Origin of the sequence: Sphingomonas sp. BK235 (genome assembly GCF_004345855.1) — a bacterium.
Lineage (GTDB): Bacteria > Pseudomonadota > Alphaproteobacteria > Sphingomonadales > Sphingomonadaceae > Sphingomonas.
This window is the reverse complement of the sequence record NZ_SLXN01000012.1, coordinates 72,347-87,868: the sequence shown is the minus strand read 5'-3', so window position 1 is coordinate 87,868 and position 15,522 is coordinate 72,347. Positions and strand designations below refer to the sequence as shown.

23 protein-coding genes and 1 tRNA gene are annotated in these 15,522 nt (G+C 65.9%); 8 read left to right on the top strand and 16 right to left on the bottom strand.

Features of this window, described 5'->3' with window-relative positions:
• Positions 1–225: 225 nt before the first annotated feature.
• The gene (locus tag EV292_RS20530; RefSeq protein WP_132911138.1) at positions 226–1,068 is read right to left on the bottom strand and encodes an N-formylglutamate amidohydrolase; all 843 of its coding nucleotides are present in this window, start codon (positions 1,066–1,068) and stop codon (positions 226–228) included.
• Positions 1,069–1,236: 168 nt separating this feature from the next.
• On the opposite strand from EV292_RS20530, the gene EV292_RS20525 reads away from it, so the two are divergent.
• Both EV292_RS20525 and EV292_RS20520 read left to right on the top strand, forming a co-directional pair.
• Complete coding sequence (locus EV292_RS20525) at positions 1,237–1,614, top strand: response regulator (RefSeq protein ID WP_132911137.1); 378 nt, start codon at positions 1,237–1,239, stop codon at positions 1,612–1,614.
• A 57-nt stretch (positions 1,615–1,671) separates the two neighbouring features.
• Positions 1,672–1,746: transfer RNA gene (locus EV292_RS20520), tRNA-Val, on the top strand.
• 12 nt (positions 1,747–1,758) lie between these two features.
• Here the strand turns inward: EV292_RS20520 and EV292_RS20515 are convergent.
• The 13 genes from EV292_RS20515 to EV292_RS20455 form a co-directional block, all read right to left on the bottom strand.
• Positions 1,759–3,096, bottom strand: coding sequence for a tyrosine-type recombinase/integrase (locus EV292_RS20515; protein WP_132911136.1), 1,338 nt, complete (start codon positions 3,094–3,096; stop codon positions 1,759–1,761).
• A gap of 160 nt (positions 3,097–3,256) precedes the next feature.
• Positions 3,257–3,676 (bottom strand): hypothetical protein, encoded by a 420-nt coding sequence (locus EV292_RS20510; protein ID WP_132911135.1) that lies wholly within the window; start codon positions 3,674–3,676, stop codon positions 3,257–3,259.
• Positions 3,673–5,532 carry a ParB/RepB/Spo0J family partition protein gene (locus EV292_RS20505; protein ID WP_165927216.1) on the bottom strand — a complete coding sequence of 620 codons (1,860 nt, stop codon included), beginning with the start codon at positions 5,530–5,532 and terminating at the stop codon, positions 3,673–3,675. Before EV292_RS20505 ends, EV292_RS20510 begins: the two co-directional genes overlap by 4 nt.
• 150 nt (positions 5,533–5,682) lie before the next feature.
• On the bottom strand, positions 5,683–6,045 hold the full coding sequence (locus EV292_RS20500) for a GcrA family cell cycle regulator (protein ID WP_132911133.1): 363 nt from the start codon (positions 6,043–6,045) through the stop codon (positions 5,683–5,685).
• Positions 6,045–6,485: a hypothetical protein gene (locus tag EV292_RS20495; protein ID WP_132911132.1), complete on the bottom strand. Its 441-nt coding sequence runs from the start codon at positions 6,483–6,485 to the stop codon at positions 6,045–6,047. The genes EV292_RS20500 and EV292_RS20495 overlap by 1 nt, the downstream gene beginning before the upstream one ends.
• On the bottom strand, positions 6,485–6,727 hold the full coding sequence (locus tag EV292_RS20490; RefSeq protein WP_132911131.1) for a DUF2312 domain-containing protein: 243 nt from the start codon (positions 6,725–6,727) through the stop codon (positions 6,485–6,487). The genes EV292_RS20495 and EV292_RS20490 overlap by 1 nt, the downstream gene beginning before the upstream one ends.
• Positions 6,728–6,750: 23 nt before the next feature.
• Positions 6,751–7,011: a hypothetical protein gene (locus EV292_RS20485; RefSeq protein WP_132911130.1), complete on the bottom strand. Its 261-nt coding sequence runs from the start codon at positions 7,009–7,011 to the stop codon at positions 6,751–6,753.
• Positions 7,011–7,241 carry a hypothetical protein gene (locus EV292_RS20480; RefSeq protein WP_132911129.1) on the bottom strand — a complete coding sequence of 77 codons (231 nt, stop codon included), beginning with the start codon at positions 7,239–7,241 and terminating at the stop codon, positions 7,011–7,013. The genes EV292_RS20485 and EV292_RS20480 overlap by 1 nt, the downstream gene beginning before the upstream one ends.
• Positions 7,241–7,453 carry a hypothetical protein gene (locus EV292_RS20475; RefSeq protein WP_132911128.1) on the bottom strand — a complete coding sequence of 71 codons (213 nt, stop codon included), beginning with the start codon at positions 7,451–7,453 and terminating at the stop codon, positions 7,241–7,243. Before EV292_RS20475 ends, EV292_RS20480 begins: the two co-directional genes overlap by 1 nt.
• Complete coding sequence (locus EV292_RS20470; protein ID WP_132911127.1) at positions 7,450–7,797, bottom strand: hypothetical protein; 348 nt, start codon at positions 7,795–7,797, stop codon at positions 7,450–7,452. The genes EV292_RS20475 and EV292_RS20470 overlap by 4 nt, the downstream gene beginning before the upstream one ends.
• A 237-nt stretch (positions 7,798–8,034) precedes the next feature.
• Complete coding sequence (locus EV292_RS22815; protein ID WP_165927215.1) at positions 8,035–8,457, bottom strand: hypothetical protein; 423 nt, start codon at positions 8,455–8,457, stop codon at positions 8,035–8,037.
• Positions 8,454–8,873 (bottom strand): hypothetical protein, encoded by a 420-nt coding sequence (locus tag EV292_RS20460; protein ID WP_132911125.1) that lies wholly within the window; start codon positions 8,871–8,873, stop codon positions 8,454–8,456. Before EV292_RS20460 ends, EV292_RS22815 begins: the two co-directional genes overlap by 4 nt.
• A gap of 331 nt (positions 8,874–9,204) precedes the next feature.
• The gene (locus tag EV292_RS20455) at positions 9,205–9,486 is read right to left on the bottom strand and encodes a YdaS family helix-turn-helix protein (RefSeq protein ID WP_132911124.1); all 282 of its coding nucleotides are present in this window, start codon (positions 9,484–9,486) and stop codon (positions 9,205–9,207) included.
• An 82-nt stretch (positions 9,487–9,568) separates the two neighbouring features.
• Between EV292_RS20455 and EV292_RS20450 the strand changes: the two genes are divergently transcribed.
• The 3 genes from EV292_RS20450 to EV292_RS20440 all read left to right on the top strand — a co-directional run bounded on the left by EV292_RS20450 (position 9,569) and on the right by EV292_RS20440 (position 11,040).
• Complete coding sequence (locus EV292_RS20450; RefSeq protein WP_132911123.1) at positions 9,569–10,144, top strand: hypothetical protein; 576 nt, start codon at positions 9,569–9,571, stop codon at positions 10,142–10,144.
• Between the two features lie 291 nt (positions 10,145–10,435).
• Complete coding sequence (locus tag EV292_RS20445) at positions 10,436–10,723, top strand: type II toxin-antitoxin system RelE/ParE family toxin (protein ID WP_132911122.1); 288 nt, start codon at positions 10,436–10,438, stop codon at positions 10,721–10,723.
• Positions 10,723–11,040 carry a HigA family addiction module antitoxin gene (locus tag EV292_RS20440; protein WP_132911121.1) on the top strand — a complete coding sequence of 106 codons (318 nt, stop codon included), beginning with the start codon at positions 10,723–10,725 and terminating at the stop codon, positions 11,038–11,040. Before EV292_RS20445 ends, EV292_RS20440 begins: the two co-directional genes overlap by 1 nt.
• Before the next feature lie 411 nt (positions 11,041–11,451).
• On the opposite strand, the gene EV292_RS20435 is transcribed toward EV292_RS20440, so the two are convergent.
• Positions 11,452–12,123, bottom strand: coding sequence for a hypothetical protein (locus EV292_RS20435; protein WP_132911120.1), 672 nt, complete (start codon positions 12,121–12,123; stop codon positions 11,452–11,454).
• Between the two features lie 97 nt (positions 12,124–12,220).
• Here EV292_RS20435 and EV292_RS20430 point away from each other — a divergent pair, with 97 nt between their 5' ends.
• From EV292_RS20430 to EV292_RS20420, 3 genes are read left to right on the top strand one after another with little or no spacing between them, the layout of a single operon-like run.
• Positions 12,221–13,219, top strand: coding sequence for a L,D-transpeptidase family protein (locus EV292_RS20430; RefSeq protein ID WP_132911152.1), 999 nt, complete (start codon positions 12,221–12,223; stop codon positions 13,217–13,219).
• Between the two features lie 47 nt (positions 13,220–13,266).
• The gene (locus tag EV292_RS20425) at positions 13,267–14,133 is read left to right on the top strand and encodes a hypothetical protein (RefSeq protein WP_132911119.1); all 867 of its coding nucleotides are present in this window, start codon (positions 13,267–13,269) and stop codon (positions 14,131–14,133) included.
• 22 nt (positions 14,134–14,155) lie between these two features.
• Positions 14,156–14,581, top strand: coding sequence for an ion channel (locus EV292_RS20420; protein ID WP_132911118.1), 426 nt, complete (start codon positions 14,156–14,158; stop codon positions 14,579–14,581).
• A gap of 291 nt (positions 14,582–14,872) precedes the next feature.
• Here EV292_RS20420 and EV292_RS20415 read toward each other — a convergent pair whose 3' ends face one another.
• Complete coding sequence (locus EV292_RS20415; RefSeq protein WP_165927214.1) at positions 14,873–15,502, bottom strand: HNH endonuclease; 630 nt, start codon at positions 15,500–15,502, stop codon at positions 14,873–14,875.
• Positions 15,503–15,522 lie beyond the last annotated feature (20 nt).

Below are 15,522 nucleotides of genomic sequence, written 5' to 3'. Positions count from 1 at the left end.
GGGCCTCCGGTCCGGTACGATCGAGCTTCGGGAGCGGGGAAGCACGGCAACGATTCGTCGCACGGGAACGACATTTCACGTCGCCGGGGTTGAAACCAAAACCGGGCTTCTTAAGTTAATGGCGTACGGCGCTCGTGTCCCCCCTTTCGCGAGCCCGTATGACACGCCTCTGGCGTGTCTCCTCCCTGAACCTAGGCCACCGCGTGCTCGCACGCGGTGGTTTTTTTATTCGGCGGCGAGCGCGCCGGGGCCGATGCTGGCGAGCGCCTCGTCGGCGAGCGCATCGATCGTGGCGCGGACCAGCGCCACCATCGCGGGCGCGCCCGGGCCGAGCGCATCGAGCTTGCGATCGAGATACAGCGATCGGTCCAGCTCGAGCTGGATCGCGTGGATCCCCTGGTGCGGCTGGGCGTGCCGCTCCAGGATATGTCCGCCGGCATAAGGCGTGTTGAGCGCGTAGGTGAGCCCGGACGCGCGCACCGTCGCCTCGACCCGCGCGACGAAGCGCGCCCCCGCGGCGCGGCCGAAGCGATCCCCGATCACCAGCCGCGTCCGCCCGCCCGCGATCGGCGGCATGGAGTGGAGGTCAAGCAGCACCGCACAACCGAAGCGCGCGCGCGCCTGCGCCAGCGCCTCGGCCAAAGCGGCGTGATACGGCCGGTGCGCCGCGGCGATCCGCGCCTCGACTTCGCCCGCGCTCAGCTTGCAGCGCCACAACTCGCCCGCGGCGGCGGTGCGCCGCGGCACCAACCCGATCCCCGCGCGCACCTTGGCCGAGAGCGGCGCGCCGCCGCGGGCACCGTCGTCGAGCAGCGGGTCGCGCTCATGCTCGCCGCGGTTGAGATCGATCCAGGCGCGCGGCGCGTCCTGCACCAGCAGCGTCTCCTTGCCGCGCGCGTCGAGCGCCAGCGCGTCGACGCGGCGGTCCTCCAGCGCGGCGAGACAGGCCAGCGGCGCGCGCAGCGACTCGCGCACCGCGGCGGGATAGTCGCGCCCGGCGTGCGGCACCGACAACACCACCGGGCTGGCGGGCGGCGTATCGCCGATCAGTCGGAAGCTGCGCGTCATCTGGCGCGACCCTATGGAACCCGCCGCGGCACCGCAACGCATCGTCGCTCGTTTATCGGCGCGTGCGAGCGGGCAAGGTGTTCGCGGCAAGCGCGTTCACCATGTCCGCTGGTGGAAAAATCAACGCGGATCGGGCATAAGCGGCGGCTCGGGAGCATGGACAGAGTGATGATCAGGATTCTTCTGGCGGAAGACGATGCGGTGATGCGCGAGTATCTGACTCGCGCGCTCGAGCGGTCGGGCTATGCCGTCACCGCGGTGGACCGCGGCACCGCCGCGCTGCCGTTGATCACGGAGCAGCGCTTCGACCTGCTGCTGACCGACATCGTGATGCCCGAGATGGACGGGATCGAGCTGGCACAGAAGGCGCAGGAGCTGGCGCCGGGGATGCGGGTGATGTTCATCACCGGCTTCGCCGCGGTGACGCTGAAGGCGGGCAACACGATGCCGCAGGCACGCGTTCTCTCCAAGCCGTTTCACCTGCGCGACCTGGTGCTGGAGGTGGAGCGGCTGTTCGACGTCGACGCCGCCAACGAGCTGATCTGAGCGAGCGCGAAAAGGTGCTTGCACCGCCCGATCAGGCCGGTTAGAGGCGCCACCCTCGGGCGTGTAGCTCAGTGGTAGAGCACTGTGTTGACATCGCAGGGGTCGCAAGTTCAATCCTTGCCACGCCCACCACGTAAGTTGGCTCTATCCGGTCATTTTGAGGCCTCCCCTAGCCGGGCCGGATAGAGCAACTTCGGCGCAGTTTCGGCGCAAAGCGCCTGGTGCGCGGAGATCGATCTCTCCGAGAATGTCCTCGATTGCGCGGCGGACGGTGTCGAATCGCCCGATGGCGTAGACCTCCGTTGTTCCGCCCGCGTCGTGACCCATGAAGCCTTCGAGATCCCACTTCGCGACGCCGCGGTTGCGCAGGATCGTCGCGAGGCTGTGGCGCAGCAGATACGGCTTCCACTCGCGCCCGCTGGGCAGCTTGAGATTGCGCAGCATCGTCTTCCACGCCGTGTCGACGTCGAGGACGGAGCGCCCGTAATAGTTCACCAGGTGACCGGCGCCCTTGCGCGCATTGCGGTCTAGGCGCTGGTAGATCGCCAGCTCGGCCGTCAGCCACTCGGCCAGCACCGGCACGACCGGAATGGTCGGCCGATGCTTGTTCGTCTGAGCGCGGCCGAACGGGTTGAGATCGAGTGTCGGTGAGCCGGGGAACCACTGCTCCCGCTCGGGCGCCACGCTGATGTCCACGACGGAGTCCGGCCGCGCTACCGTGCAGAGCGAAGCGACGATGAACGCGTGCAGCGATGCCCGCTTCTGAGCGGGCTCAGCGGCATAGGCGAGCAGATCGGCCAGCACGGGGACGTCGACACGATGCCGCCGCGGCCGAGAGACCTGCTTGCGCGGCAATGGTCGGTACGCCGGCCGTCGCTCCGAGCGCGGCGGATCCGCATCCGCAGCATGGTTGAGCGCCGCGGCAAGCTGCAGGACCGATTCCTCCGTCGTCGCCGCGGAGCGGGGGCGCGAGGCCGTTACCTCACCGGCCTTGTTGCGCCAGGTGACCGGCTGCTCCTTCGACCAAGCGCGGAACGCTGTGACGAATGGCATGCCGCACGCGACCGCGCAGCTGGTCGCTACGCCGAACATCCCTCCCCGCTCCTCCTCGGCTGCGACGAAGTCGAGAACATGCTTGAGCCGGGCCGAGATCGTGACGGCGGACGCCTGCAGCTCGCCGTGCTCGAGCTTGTAGTCGGTGATCGCGTCGCTCAGCAGATACGCGTCAGCTGACGCGACCGGCTGCCCGCACGTCGGGCAGTAGACGTGCGCCTCCCCTCGATCGGCGAGGTAGCGACGATCAAGCGCGGCTATGGCGTCTGCCTCGTCTGCCGTGCCCGTTGAAACGCTTGCCTCGCGTCGCGCTGCTGGGTCGTACCAGAAGATGTACCAACGAGGCGAACGCTCGGCCCCGTCGGCTCGGCGGAGCTTGTCGAGCCAGTATTTCCCCCGGTTATAGACTGGCGTCGTGCGATCCTGCATCGCGACTGTTCCTCTAAATACTTTGTTTTCGCGTCGTGCAGCATCTGAATAAGACCGAGACTCACGAGCAGATCGAGGTCGTTGGCCGTTAGATCGACGCCGCGGCCCAACTCTGCGGCTCGGCTGACGCGTCGGTCTAGGTGGTTGATCGAGGGGGCGTTCACGGCACGTCCTCCATGGCTCCAATGGTGATGACGGTGGCGGGTAGGTCCTGGTCGGCAAGGATGCCGAAGCGGCGGCCGAGCAGGTGCTGGAGCGCGTCGGCCGGGTGCTTCCCGAACGAGGTGCTCGGACCATCGACAGCGGCGGCGCCGACCGCGAGGACCGCGGTGGCACGCCATCCGAGCGAGCTTGGCGAGATCAGGATCGACGGCGCGTCGTCGATCTGGTCGACGTGAGCGAGCGCGCGCGCGGCGCCAGCCGCCGCCCAGGTCGTATCGACCGCCAGACGGATCGCGGCCTCGAGCTTGTTGCCGCTGCCCGGGTACGTTCGCACCACTAGGTCGACGATCGCCGCCATGGCGTCTGCCGGCACCGCGCCGATCGCCGCGGCCGCGGCGGGCTGTGGCTCCTGGATCATGCCGCCCGCTCCTGAATGTCAGCGGCTTCGTCGGAGGTGACGATCCCCGACCGGAATCGCAGCAGCGGCGGGATCCAGGTGGAGCCCGGGCCGGCCGTGCGCGTCAGCGCGGCGACAACTGCGGCGGTCAGCTCGCTCGATTTCAGCTTCGCCCAGGCCGTGAAGGTCGCGCGATCGACGAAGGGCTCCGCGATCGCGCGCCGTGGATCCTTGGGGAAGAGGTCGAGCACCTCGCTCGTGGGATGCCAGTAGCGCCGGCGAACCGCGTCGTCCCGATCGGCGCCAACCAGATGCGCGAGCACGTCATGGATCGCGTGCTCGTACCCGGGCGCAGCCAGGCTGCGCTCGAGAGCAGCACCGACGACGAGCGCGGCCGTCGTGTCCTTCACCACCTGGTCGGCCTCCCGGTAGGCGATGAACGCTGCCGCGAGATCTGTCTCGGTGAAGAACGGCTGAGCCTTGATCCGCAGGATGGCGCCGGCCGTGGTCTTCGTCGCCGGCATGTCAGCAACCAAGCGGCGGCCGAGATCCAGCGCCTCGTGCGATACTCCGACCATCTGGTCGCTGGCGATCCGCCGCATGCCCACGCCGCTCGGTGCCCGCTCAGCGAGCAGGCAGCGCGCCTGGACGAACACGAAATAATCGGTCGCGACGCTGCCGCCCGCCTCGGCGTCATCTACCAGCGCCGCCTTGAGGATCGCCTTGCGCACCGCGCTCATGGCGAACGTCGCGTCCTGGCTCAGCCCCTCTTCGCGTCGGATCGCCGCGTCGGCCTTCGGCCGCGCGCTGTGCGGATCCTCGACCGCGTTGCCGATCGGGCCGGCTGACACAGGCTTCACCGCTGCCTTCTCGCTGCCGAACTTCGCCTTGCGGCTCGCCCACCAGTAGCTGACCGCGGGCTCGCCGCCCGCATCGATCTCGATGTGCGCGACGACATCGCCTTCCGGTAGCTCGAGCATTTCGCCCTTCCGCTTCGGCGTGATCGCGAGCTGGTTGTCGATCTGCCGAAACTCGGTCTGCGGTGGGGCGGCGACGAAGCGGAGGTCGCGCTGCCCGGTGCTCACGCGCACCTGGTCGCGGATGCCGGCCATCTTCTCTTCGACGAGCCGCTCGAGCAGGCCGACGTCGGCGACACGGCCGCGGTCTTCCGCAGCATCGGCGAAAAGGTCGAGCTCGTAGCGGCCGCCGGCGGCGCGGTAGATCGCCTCGCCGACGAAGGAGAGGTGGCGCCGCGCCAGCGCATCGCCGATGCCGAGCGCCTTGCGGATCTCCGACGCTCGCACCCAGCGCTCGAGGCGCTTGAAGGTCGCCTCCTGCAGCTCGCGATCGTCGGTGCCGGCGTAAGCCTTGGCCTGGTCCTGGTCGATCTCGCCGCGCGCGAACGCCTCGAAGATCGGCTTGGCCAGCTGCCCGAGCCGCAGCCACCGGGTCACCTTGCGGGCGTCGTTCTGCCCGAGCGCCTCGGAGATCTGCTCGGGGCTGTGCCCCCGTGCCGCCGCCATGGCGACGCCGGCGTATAGCTCGTGCTCCTCCATGTCCTTGCGCAGCAGGTTCTCGGTGATGGACATCTCCACCAGCTCGGCGTCGGGCTTGTCGTGGATGATGACCGGCACCGGCCAGTCGACCGGCAGCTCGCCGCGTTCGACCAGGCGCTTGATCGCGAAGTAGCGGCGCCGACCAGCGAACGCGCCCCAGGTCTTCGCGCCTCGCATCGGGTGGCAGTCGATCGGGACGCGCAGTCCCTCGACCAGGATTGAGCGCTCGATCGCCGCGGTGTCATCTGCGTCAGGGATGCTGCTGCGGACGTTGTGGGGCGACAGGCGTAGCTGGCTGATGCGCAGCGTTGTGCTAGGCATGGTGGGTCTCCGGCTTGCGTGAGAGCGCACCGGCGGGGCCAACCGCTGGCGTGCTGGACATGGGGAGGGGAGTCGACGCATCCGGCCGGCTCCCCGAACCGGCTGGTGCGGAGAGCGCCACCATGCGCTCGAACAGGATGGAGCGCCGGCTCATCGCGCCTGGTCTCCCTTGGTCGCGAGGATCCGGTCCCACGCGTCCTCGACCACCCTCAGCGATACGCCGAGCTGGAAGGCGGCGTGCTGCAGGGTGGGCGAGCGCAGCTCCATCAGCTCGGCCAGACGATCGTCGATCGAGCGGCTTGCCTTGCGCGCGAAATGCTCGGCCGCGGCCGTAGGTGCGGCGGGCGATATGCGCTTGTCGCCCTTGGCCCGCAGACGGTTGATCTGGCCGGCAACGGCGTTGCGGCTCAGGCCCATCGCCTCAGCGACCTGGCCGTTGGTCTTGCCTGCCGCCTTGAGGCGGCAAAGCTGGTCGACCTGCTGCTCGGTCCAGTCGTGCCCGGCGCGCCGCATCAGCAGCTCGCCCCCGGGCTGGTGATGCCGAAGCGTTGCCGCATGTGCTCGAGCAGTTCGCGGGTCAGGACGGCGTTCCACCAGTCGTTGGCCCACTCAAGCGGCTTCACGACACGCGGCTCGTGCTGGTACTCGACGATGAACGGTCGCGCCCCTTCCCGAATGAAGTGCCAGCCCGTTACGACGTCGCCTAGAGTGGTCCCCTGCCCGGGCTTCGTGAAGCGATCCAAGCCGAAGATGGCCTCGCGCAGTCTCGGGTCCTGCTCCCACTGAGCCAGCATGAGCTGGTAGATCTGGTCGGGCGGAACGTCGAAGGCGATCACGGTCATGGTACCGTCCTCGGCTATGACGAGGCCGTGAGGGAAAAACCCGTCAGCATCGACGGCGTTCGCGATCCACTCGTGGAAAGTGGTGGGAAGATCCTTTGCCGCTTCGGTCATCAGATCATCCCCAAGGCCTGCATATAGACCTCCAGAATCGACTGCTCTTCCTGGTACTCCTCGCGCTTCTGCTTGCGGATCCGCATGATCTGCCGGATCGCCTTGGCGTCGTAACCGCGGTTCTTCGCCTCGGCGAACACGTCCTTGATGTCGTCGGCGATGCCGCGCTTCTCTTCCTCGAGGCGCTCGGCGCGTTCGATCAGCAGGCGCAGCTCGTCGGCCGCGACGGCGCCGCCGCCCATGCCCTGGGCGCGATCGCCCCCGCTCACAGCACGCCGACCCGATTGAGCCGCGCCGCCTCGAGCAATGTCGTCTGAAACGCCTGGCTGTCGTTACCGCACGCCGCCATCAGGGCGCGGACCGCGCGCCATCGAAGGACCGCGAGGTAGATCGCCGGGTCGAGGCGCTCATCCCGGGCCAACGCGCCGAGCGCCAGCGCTTCGCCGGCTTCGAGGTCGGTGTTGTGCCGGCGCATGACATCGACCAGCAGCTCGACCGGCTGCCCGAAGGCGAGCGCCTCCCTCATCACTGGCCACCGAACATGACGAGGATGCTCGGCCAGCCGAGCAGCCAGTGGCCCAGCTGGATTACCGGCAGGGGCGCGAGGAAGCCGATCACCACCTGCGCAGACACCGTGAGAAGCGGGGCGGGATCGCCGGCTTGTGCCTGCAGCGGCTGCGATGCGACGGGGCGGATTGGGAGAGCGGCGCGAGCGCGATCGTGGCGGCGCGAGCGGGCGACGGTGACGTGAGCCATTATCGACCTCCGTTGAGGATCAGATCTCGCAGGATCGCGAGAAGGACGATGAGGGAGAGGGCTAGGATCGCGATCGCCACGCCCGGGGCGTGAAAGGCGAGCGCGAGCAGGCTGAGCCCGACCAGCGCGCCAGCGAAGCCGAGCGGCAGCTCGAGCGGGTGGCGGCGCTTCTCGAGCGGACGCAGATCTGGCTGGTGGTCGGGGCGCCTCATGCTGCGGCCTTCTCAGTGGCGCGAGCGAGGGTGATGGTGAGCGCCGCGATCGCGCGGTTGAGATCAACCAGACCATCGCGGGCACCGTGACGCCAGGTGCCGCTCAGCAGCACCTGCTCGTAGCGCTCGCGCACTTCCACTAGGCTGGCGCGGATCTGGCGCACGCCACGCGGCACGCGGCCGATCGGAAACTCTCGGACAGCGGAGCCCGGCATCGCGAGCGCGTGAACGGCGCCACGCAGGTCGGAGACCTCGCGCTCGAAGAGCATGCCCCCATGAGCGACCAGCTCGCCGCGAAGCACGTTGATGTCGGATCGGATCGTGTCGAGATCGACGGCGGTCACTGGCAAGCTCCGGGCAGCAGAAAGCCGTTCCCGAAAGCACGTGGCTTGCAGGTCCGGCGGTTCGTTGTTGATCGTGTTTTGACCGAGCGGCGGCTCAGCTGGTGTCAGGCGGCGCGCGGGCGAGAACAGCCAGCATCTGGAGGGTGAATCGCTCTCTAGCTGCGCGATCAAACGCTGCCCGCGCGGCTAGCTGCACCGCCACTTCCCTGCGCACGAGGCGCCGCATGCGCGAGCGCGTCATGGCCGCCCTCCACCGGGGACGCTTGAGGCGTCCCCGGCTTCGGCTACTGTCGAGTTGCCCACTACGACAGGAGCTTTTGAATGAAATACGTCGACCGTACATTCGTCGATGACGGGATTGTTCTCGACGGAAACAGCTTTACGCGCTGCACATTCGACGGCTGCGTAGCTTTCTACAACGGCGGACCTCTTGAGATCGTCGGTGGTCTGACGTTCAAGAACGGTGGAAATATCAGGTATGGACCTGGAGTCGACGCCTTCGACAACCCCTTGAGCAACCTTCTCGTGGAAAGTGCTGAGCGCCAAGGATTTCGACAGGTCTCCGATGATGAGGTCGCCGGGTATGATCCAATCGCCCCAAAGAAGGATCTGAGATAGGCGGCCGCCTTCAAAGACACGCCAGATACGATGAACCGTCATGCGGCCTGCTGCCAGCAAGCGGCTTTGATCCGGACGCCGAGATCGATGTGAGCGAGGGCGAGCGGGTCCATCTTCACGAGGTCCGCCGCGCAGATATCGTTGTCCGCAGCGAGGCTGACGATCGCCTGTGCGTTCGTCGTGACCTCGATCATGAGCGCAGCAGGATCGAGGTTCGCCGCGATCGGCAGGTCGAAGGCGCCCTGCCGCGCCGGCTGGAGGCAGGCGGCCGTAAACTCGGCGCCGAGCACCGCGGCGATCGACAGCAATCGGTCGAACGGCATGGGGCGCCAGTGCTCGGAGCCGACCTCCGCCATGGCGCAGACGATCGTCTTGTCGGGAACGCCGGAAGCGTTCGCCAGCATCTTTACCGTCAGCGGTGTCCCGGTACCGACGAAAGCGCGCAGCGCGGCGCGCACCGCCTGGTGCGCCTCATCGCGGCGAACGCGCGGCGACAATGCCGCTGATCGTGATGCACGCCTCACGCATGCTCTCCCGGGTTGCGGGGCGCCGACAGTGACACCTGGCCGGCGCCCCTATGGTGAAGGGGATGGCAGACTGCTTCCCCGCCGGGAGTAAGTCGCGGGGACCGGCCGGCCTGCCGGCGACCGATGGGGGAAGATGGTGAGCCTTCAAGGGACGGGTGCGCCGACCGGCAATTCGAATCGGCCGACGCTCCCCGCCCCTGTCCGGCGTCCGCGCGTGACCTGGGGGGAAGCGCGCGCGAAGCGGTATGATCAGCCGAACAGGTCATCGCGCGGCCTGCAGCTCGTCGGCCGACTGGCTGACGGCTTCTTCGCGCGGGTAAAGGTCGGGGCGCAGATCATGACGGGTAATTGGCGACCCGAGATCCTGCAGCGCCTTCTCGGCCTTGAGCACGTATTCGCCTGGCAGGACCTTGCCATCGCGAAGCCAGTAGGAAACCTTCTGCTGCTTGGCTCCCGTAGCGCGTTCGAACGCCGCCTGGCTGCCGATCTGCTTAACAGCAGATCTCAGCGCCAGATGCATCGAATCTCGCTCGGGGTCGGTCATCACGGCTTTGCTACAACGAGCCACAATGGACTACAAGCATATTGTAGGGGTCGCAGTCGTGAGGCTGATCTAAGCCCATGGCGTGGAAAAAGGCATCTTCCTCGTGGCTGAGCGCCTCCAGGCCGAACGGATCGCGGCAGGCTGGTCGGCTGCAGAGCTTGCGCGTTCGGCGATCGACGTAGCTCATGAGGTTGGCGATCAGCTAAGCCTGACCCAACAGGCCGTCTCGCAATTCGAAAATAAGAAGCTGAAGAACGAGCCTAAGTGGCTGAAGTACGCTCAGGCAGCGCTGCACCTGCGGCGAGTGGCGCCTGCCGAGCGTCAGCAATTTCTAGAAGGTTGGTTCGGCCGGATATCACCTAGCATCCTTCCTCCCCCCGCGGAGGATCTAGCTACATGCCCGACTTGGCTCAGCTTGCGCGTTCCACTGCCGAGTGAAGCAGCATTGGCGTCGATGTTTGAGGCGCAGCTACTGGTGTTCCGCGATCTAAGCGGCGCCGAGCTTGCTCGTGCTCTCGCCAGGCGATTGCCCACCGGGCTCGCGCGGCTGCAAGAAGCGCAGCTGTTTGAGGATCCGGCCTTGCCTGATGATCCGATTCGCGACGGTGAACGTCCTGCCCCAGGTCTGACCTCAGACCGGCAAGCTCGGCGCACATAACGTCACACCGTGGACACGAATGTTCGCAGCCTGGCGAGCTGCGAAATATTGGGATGCTCACGACTCACTCTCTCCGTTCTTGTTGTGTTCCATACCTCATTTTGGGTCAACGTGCCTGTCATAGGACGCAGCGGAAAGTGGTGGACCGGGCGCGTAGCCGGCGAGCGTTTCTTTTCGTGTCCAGTTTGCGCCTCGAGCAACTTGCCGCTGCCAACGCCATCACACGCGTCATCTTCCGTCGCCTGTCGCGTGACACTTGACACCGCGGGTCGTTAGCTCCTAGATGGACGCATGCTGATCGAGAGCATCCGTCACAAAGCCCTCCGCCGATTCGCCGAGACCGGGAAGGCCAAGGGCCTGCCCTCCGAGGTGATCAGCCGGATCGGGCTGATGCTGTTGTTCCTCGATCAGGCTGTCTCGACTGACGCGCTCCTCGCGCCCCCCAACTACGGGGCGCACCAGCTGAGCGGCGATCGGGCGGGAACGTGGGCGCTGACGGTCACCCGCAATTGGCGGATGACCTTCTCGCTGGATGAGGAAGGCGCGATCGTCGACCTCGATCTGGAGGATTATCACTGATGGCTATTCAGCTTCACTCCAGCTTCTACGTCCACCCGGGCGCGTGGCTCGCCAGCGAGATCGTGGAGGCGCACAAGCTCAGCGTGACCGAGGCGGCCCGCCTGCTGCACGTCACCAGGCAGGCTCTCAGCACGCTGCTGAACGGTCGGGCAGATCTGTCGCCTGAGATGGCTATCCGCTTCGAGAAGGTGTTCGGCCTCAACGCGGAGACCATGCTGCGGATGCAGCTCGCGTGGGACATCCGGCAGGTGAGAGAGCGCGCTGATGAGATCGACGTGGAGCCGCGCTTCGTTCCGGCCGAGCACGAGTTCGCATGATTGCGGCAATCGAAACCGCTGCCCGCGCCCGGCGCCGCCGGGAGCAGCCGACCGGGCGTAGGACCTGACGCCTCCTGGCTATGGGGGCGCGATCGCGTGCCACGCGGGCGCCGGCGGCGCGGGTATCGCGCGGGTATCGCAGGCGGCTGGCATGGACAGACCCTAGCTTTTCTGCCGAGTCGGAGGGACCGCGGCGGAGGTCATCTCCGCCTCGGTCGAGCCCGTGAAGCGCTCGGTTCACCGCCAAGGCGCCGATCGTCGCCTGCCTGAGTGTCCGCAACTGGCAGGATAGCCGCCCGTCTGCTTTCGGCCGCCGTTCCGCGGTGACGTGCCATCTTCCAGGCGGCTGTAGCGAGGCGATGAACAGCACCGATCACGTCAGCGGAGCGGGTGGAGCTATCGCTGCGGCACCTACCGGGTAAACAGAAAGCCTACACCGATGAGGAAAACTGTGCCTTCAATGAAGGCGATCAGAACGTTGCCGGCGGCTCGCACTACGCCGATATCGAGCGCGTCCGCGAACCAGCGGATACCTACCAGCCAGTAGTTCACGACGGCGACAGCAACAAGCCAGTGACCGACCAGCCGCGCGGTCGGATGCGGGTCGATGCCGAGACTGGTGCCGATGCTCACGCCTAGCGCAAATACAGCGGCAGGATAGCATTGCTCGTAGAAGGGCTGCTGGAGCGAGGCGCGGTCGAGTTTTGCGCCTCGGCGGCGCACCAGACGAGCTGCCAAGAAGAGCGGGAAAGCGGCGAATACGATCACGCGGAGCACGAGCGCGCTGGCGTTGTCGTTGATCAGATCAGCGAGTCCATGATGGCTCGCGATGATCTTATCGGTCTGCCCCAGTGCCGTGGCGACGGCATGCCCGAGCAGCAACGCCAGCGCGAGGAAGAGCGGCGGGCTCAGCACGGCGCCGTAGCGTTCATCGTCGGGGAGAGTAGCCTCGCGCTCGATCTCGCGCATGATGCCGAGCGGTCGAAAGATAGCGCGCATGAGCGTAATTGGAAAAAAGAGCAGCCAACTCATGACCTCGTAGAGGAGCTCGTCGAGCGAGTTGAGCCACTTCATAAAGTCCATGCCGCACACTGAGCGATAGGTCGGTGCGGTGCAATATATGCTTGCAAAGCAACGCCGAACGCTCTCAGGTTGCCCCCGATCAAGGGGGACTAGCGATATGTCATGCCCTGTGTTCAAGGCGATGGTGGCCGGCGCCGCTATCGCGTCCGCGCTCCCGGCTCTCGCACAGGGTGCGCGGGCCAGCTCGCCGACCGAGTTCGTCCACATGGCCGAGCGGCTCAAACCCGGCGAGTGGGTGTGGGCACCGGGTGTCGCGCCCGATGGACAGGTCGTCGTCTACGTCGACCTCTCGCGCCAAATGGCGACCGTCTACCGCAACGGCGTCCGCATCGGGGTCAGTTCGGTCTCATCCGGAAAGCCCGGGCACGAGACGCCGACGGGCGTTTTCACGATCCTCCAGAAGGACGCGCAACACCGCTCGAGCAAGTACAACAACGCGCCTATGCCGTTCCAGCAGCGGCTCACCTGGGACGGTGTCGCGCTTCATGCGGGCGGACTGCCGGGCTATCCGGAGAGCCACGGCTGCGTGCACCTGCCCTATGGTTTCTCGCGCGAGCTGTTCGGCATCACCTCGCTCGGTGCCACGGTCGTGATCGACGGCGACGCCGCGAGCCACGTCCGCAGCACCGAGACGAGCCTACTCGCGCCCGTCGATGCGAAGGGCCGCCGGGTAGAGCGCACGCTGCTCGACCGGCAGCAGTTCAGCTGGCAACCCGAACGGTCAACGAGCGGTCCGATGACCATCATCGTCTCCAAGTCGGATCGCCAGGTGGTCGTGATGCGAGGTGGCGTCGAGATCGGACGCAGCGTCGCGGCGGTGAACGACAACGATCCCGGCAGCCACGTCATCACGCTGACGAGCGCACCTGACGGATCGCCGCGCTGGGCGTACATTGGCCTCCCCGGACATGAGGAAGAGGCCGGACGCCCGCTTGATGAAGGAGTGATCAACCGGCTGCGCTTGCCGCGTGCCTTCTACGAGCAGGTACGCGCCGCGCTGCGTCCGGGCACGACGATCCTGATCACACAGTCGCGGGTGGGCTCGAGCGGCGGAGAGCCGCTGACCGTGATGGACGCGGTGGTGCCGCAGCCGTGACGAGCCAACGTCCGGTCGGGGCCAGGCCGGCAAACAGGGGAAATGCCATGTCGATGACCAACGCCTCGCCACTTCTCGCCGCCGCGCTGCTGCTGCTGCCCGCGCTGCCGAGCACCGCCACGGCGCAGGCCACCGGCCTCGAAGGCATGGTTGGCGCCCGCGCAGGACAGGGCGAGCTGGAGATCCGGCGCCGCGGGTACGTCGATGTGCGCGCGGAGCAAGGCGATGATCGCGCCTATACCAACTGGTGGAATGCCAAACGCCGCCAGTGCGTCACCATCGCCACCATGGACGGGCGGTACAGCTCGATCCAGCCGACGTTGCCGCCTGACTGCGGTAAGTCCGCGAAGGTCCGTCCGAACTCTAATTACACCGGGCAACCCGCCAGCCGACCGTCTGCCGGCTACGAGCCCGATCGTGGCTACTCGCGCCCACCGGAGCGCCAGCAGGCGGCCCCGAGCTACGTCGGGAACGATGCGCCGGTGGTCGATGGCCGCAACGTCGACCTAGGCCTCGTCTGCTTCGGCGACGGGAGCAAGGCGGGAATCGCGAGCGGCACGACCTGGACGTGGAACCGAGACAAGAGCCGCTACGATTACGGCCGCTACAACGAGACCACTACAGAGGTATTCGACGCCTCGCTGATGGTTCAGACTTGGGAAGGCGGCGGTCGTATCCGCCTGCCCAAGTCGCTCATACCGCCGCTGCACTCGGGTGGCGATAACGGCTGGTGGGACCTCCACGACATGGTCGAAGGACCAGACACCATCCGTGCGAGCTACCGCCTGAACGGGCTCAACAAGCCCAAGCTGGTGATCGATCGCCGCACGGGGCGGATCACCGTCGACGGCGCTGCCTCGTACAGCTTTCGCGGCACATGCGACACCATCGGCCACGAGGCACGACGGTTCTAGCGGGCTGCTGGTGGCACCGTCATTGTGGGTCGAGCTGGCGCTGTCGACTATCCTCGTGCTCGCAACCGCGCTCTTCCACGGTCTCGGCCTTCTCGTGATCGGGCGCGCCCTGAGCGCGCTCGACCGCGGCAGGACCGAGTCCGAGTTGAACCCGCTCTCGCTCCGCGGCGCCGCCTATACGAGCGCGGTGGTGCTCGGCCTGCTCACGCTGTCCGGTCTGGAGATCTGGTTCTATGCCTTCGTGTACCTCCTAATCGGCGCGACTGCCACGCTCCAGGACTCGCTCTACTTCTCTACGATCACCTTCGGCGCCATCGGCTTTTCCGACGCGCCGCTCGCGGTGCCGTGGCGGATCGTGGGGGCGATCGAGGGCATCAATGGTGTCCTGCTCCTCGGATGGTCCGTGGCGTTCCTGGTCGCCGAGCTGCAGCGTGTCCGGCACCGATGAGACCAGCGGGGTACTGGTAAGATCGAGGCGCTTGGAAGCATACTGCGGATGAATGAATGGCAAAAGTCGGGAGCCTTGCCGCGTCCTACAATCGTCCACTGATGGGCGTTATCGCACGTCCTCGCCAGCGGGTATCGTGTGGGTACAAGGGCGAGATCGACGGTGTTGGTAGAGGGGGCATATAGCACTGCGCCGGAGGGTATCTCCGCCTCGGTTGAGCTTGAAATTTGTTCATACTGCCGACGGCATCTCGGCAAGAGCGGTGTAGCGCACAATTCGTTCTTCGCTTATCTATCCGTCATCGACCCCTGAGATGGCGGCAGGAAGAAGGCTAGTTACCAAGGCTTTTGCAAAAGCCGAGTACTCAGCGTCGTCAGCACAATCGTTCTCAACTAAATCTTCAATAAGAACCTGTTTCAAGTCATCATCTGATGTTTTCACTATTAGCTGTATCTGTGTGGAAACAGCACTAAGGCGAGTCATTCTCTGCTCTACAAGCCTAAGTCGATTGAGCTTCAACTGCCTTTCCGTAAAAACCGCTTTTGTATTAGCGGAAACGGGAAACATCATCGGCCCTAGAAATTGAAAGTGATCCCCAATGACATCATTGTAGGGGTCAACCACGCCGCTGTGATTTCTCTTATTGTTATTGCAAGAGCTGCACGAGAGCGTCAGATTATCCCATTGGAAGGTTCTGGTGACATCCGCGGACTTCGGTTGAACGTGCTCTATGTCTCCGGGCGAGACATGTAAAATCTTGCTTTCACAGTAGGCGCATTTAGCCGACGTTTCCTCAATCAAACGATCTTTGATTTCCTTATGATTGTATCGTGATTGAGCCAATTTGATAGCCTGCGCATCGCCCGAGGCTATGGCGACTTGAAGCGCGGCCAGCCATGTCGCGCTGTTGAGAGCGAGCACGTTTGGCTCATCCAACTTCT

Excerpts from the sequence above, each read along its gene's own strand:
- EV292_RS20455 (WP_132911124.1), bottom strand. The coding sequence starts at position 9,486 with ATGACCGACCCCGAGCGAGATTCGATGCATCTGGCGCTGAGATCTGCT.
- EV292_RS20425 (WP_132911119.1), top strand. The coding sequence starts at position 13,267 with ATGTCGATGACCAACGCCTCGCCACTTCTCGCCGCCGCGCTGCTGCTG.
- EV292_RS20475 (WP_132911128.1), bottom strand. The coding sequence starts at position 7,453 with ATGAGGCGCCCCGACCACCAGCCAGATCTGCGTCCGCTCGAGAAGCGC.
- EV292_RS20530 (WP_132911138.1), bottom strand. The coding sequence starts at position 1,068 with ATGACGCGCAGCTTCCGACTGATCGGCGATACGCCGCCCGCCAGCCCG.
- EV292_RS20510 (WP_132911135.1), bottom strand. The coding sequence starts at position 3,676 with ATGATCCAGGAGCCACAGCCCGCCGCGGCCGCGGCGATCGGCGCGGTG.
- EV292_RS20500 (WP_132911133.1), bottom strand. The coding sequence starts at position 6,045 with ATGCGGCGCGCCGGGCACGACTGGACCGAGCAGCAGGTCGACCAGCTT.
- EV292_RS20445 (WP_132911122.1), top strand. The coding sequence starts at position 10,436 with ATGCTGATCGAGAGCATCCGTCACAAAGCCCTCCGCCGATTCGCCGAG.
- EV292_RS20525 (WP_132911137.1), top strand. The coding sequence starts at position 1,237 with ATGATCAGGATTCTTCTGGCGGAAGACGATGCGGTGATGCGCGAGTAT.
- EV292_RS20495 (WP_132911132.1), bottom strand. The coding sequence starts at position 6,485 with ATGACCGAAGCGGCAAAGGATCTTCCCACCACTTTCCACGAGTGGATC.
- EV292_RS20485 (WP_132911130.1), bottom strand. The coding sequence starts at position 7,011 with ATGAGGGAGGCGCTCGCCTTCGGGCAGCCGGTCGAGCTGCTGGTCGAT.
- EV292_RS20480 (WP_132911129.1), bottom strand. The coding sequence starts at position 7,241 with ATGGCTCACGTCACCGTCGCCCGCTCGCGCCGCCACGATCGCGCTCGC.
- EV292_RS20440 (WP_132911121.1), top strand. The coding sequence starts at position 10,723 with ATGGCTATTCAGCTTCACTCCAGCTTCTACGTCCACCCGGGCGCGTGG.
- EV292_RS20430 (WP_132911152.1), top strand. The coding sequence starts at position 12,221 with ATGTCATGCCCTGTGTTCAAGGCGATGGTGGCCGGCGCCGCTATCGCG.
- EV292_RS22815 (WP_165927215.1), bottom strand. The coding sequence starts at position 8,457 with ATGACGGTTCATCGTATCTGGCGTGTCTTTGAAGGCGGCCGCCTATCT.
- EV292_RS20490 (WP_132911131.1), bottom strand. The coding sequence starts at position 6,727 with ATGGGCGGCGGCGCCGTCGCGGCCGACGAGCTGCGCCTGCTGATCGAA.
- EV292_RS20435 (WP_132911120.1), bottom strand. The coding sequence starts at position 12,123 with ATGGACTTTATGAAGTGGCTCAACTCGCTCGACGAGCTCCTCTACGAG.
- EV292_RS20505 (WP_165927216.1), bottom strand. The coding sequence starts at position 5,532 with ATGCCTAGCACAACGCTGCGCATCAGCCAGCTACGCCTGTCGCCCCAC.
- EV292_RS20515 (WP_132911136.1), bottom strand. The coding sequence starts at position 3,096 with ATGCAGGATCGCACGACGCCAGTCTATAACCGGGGGAAATACTGGCTC.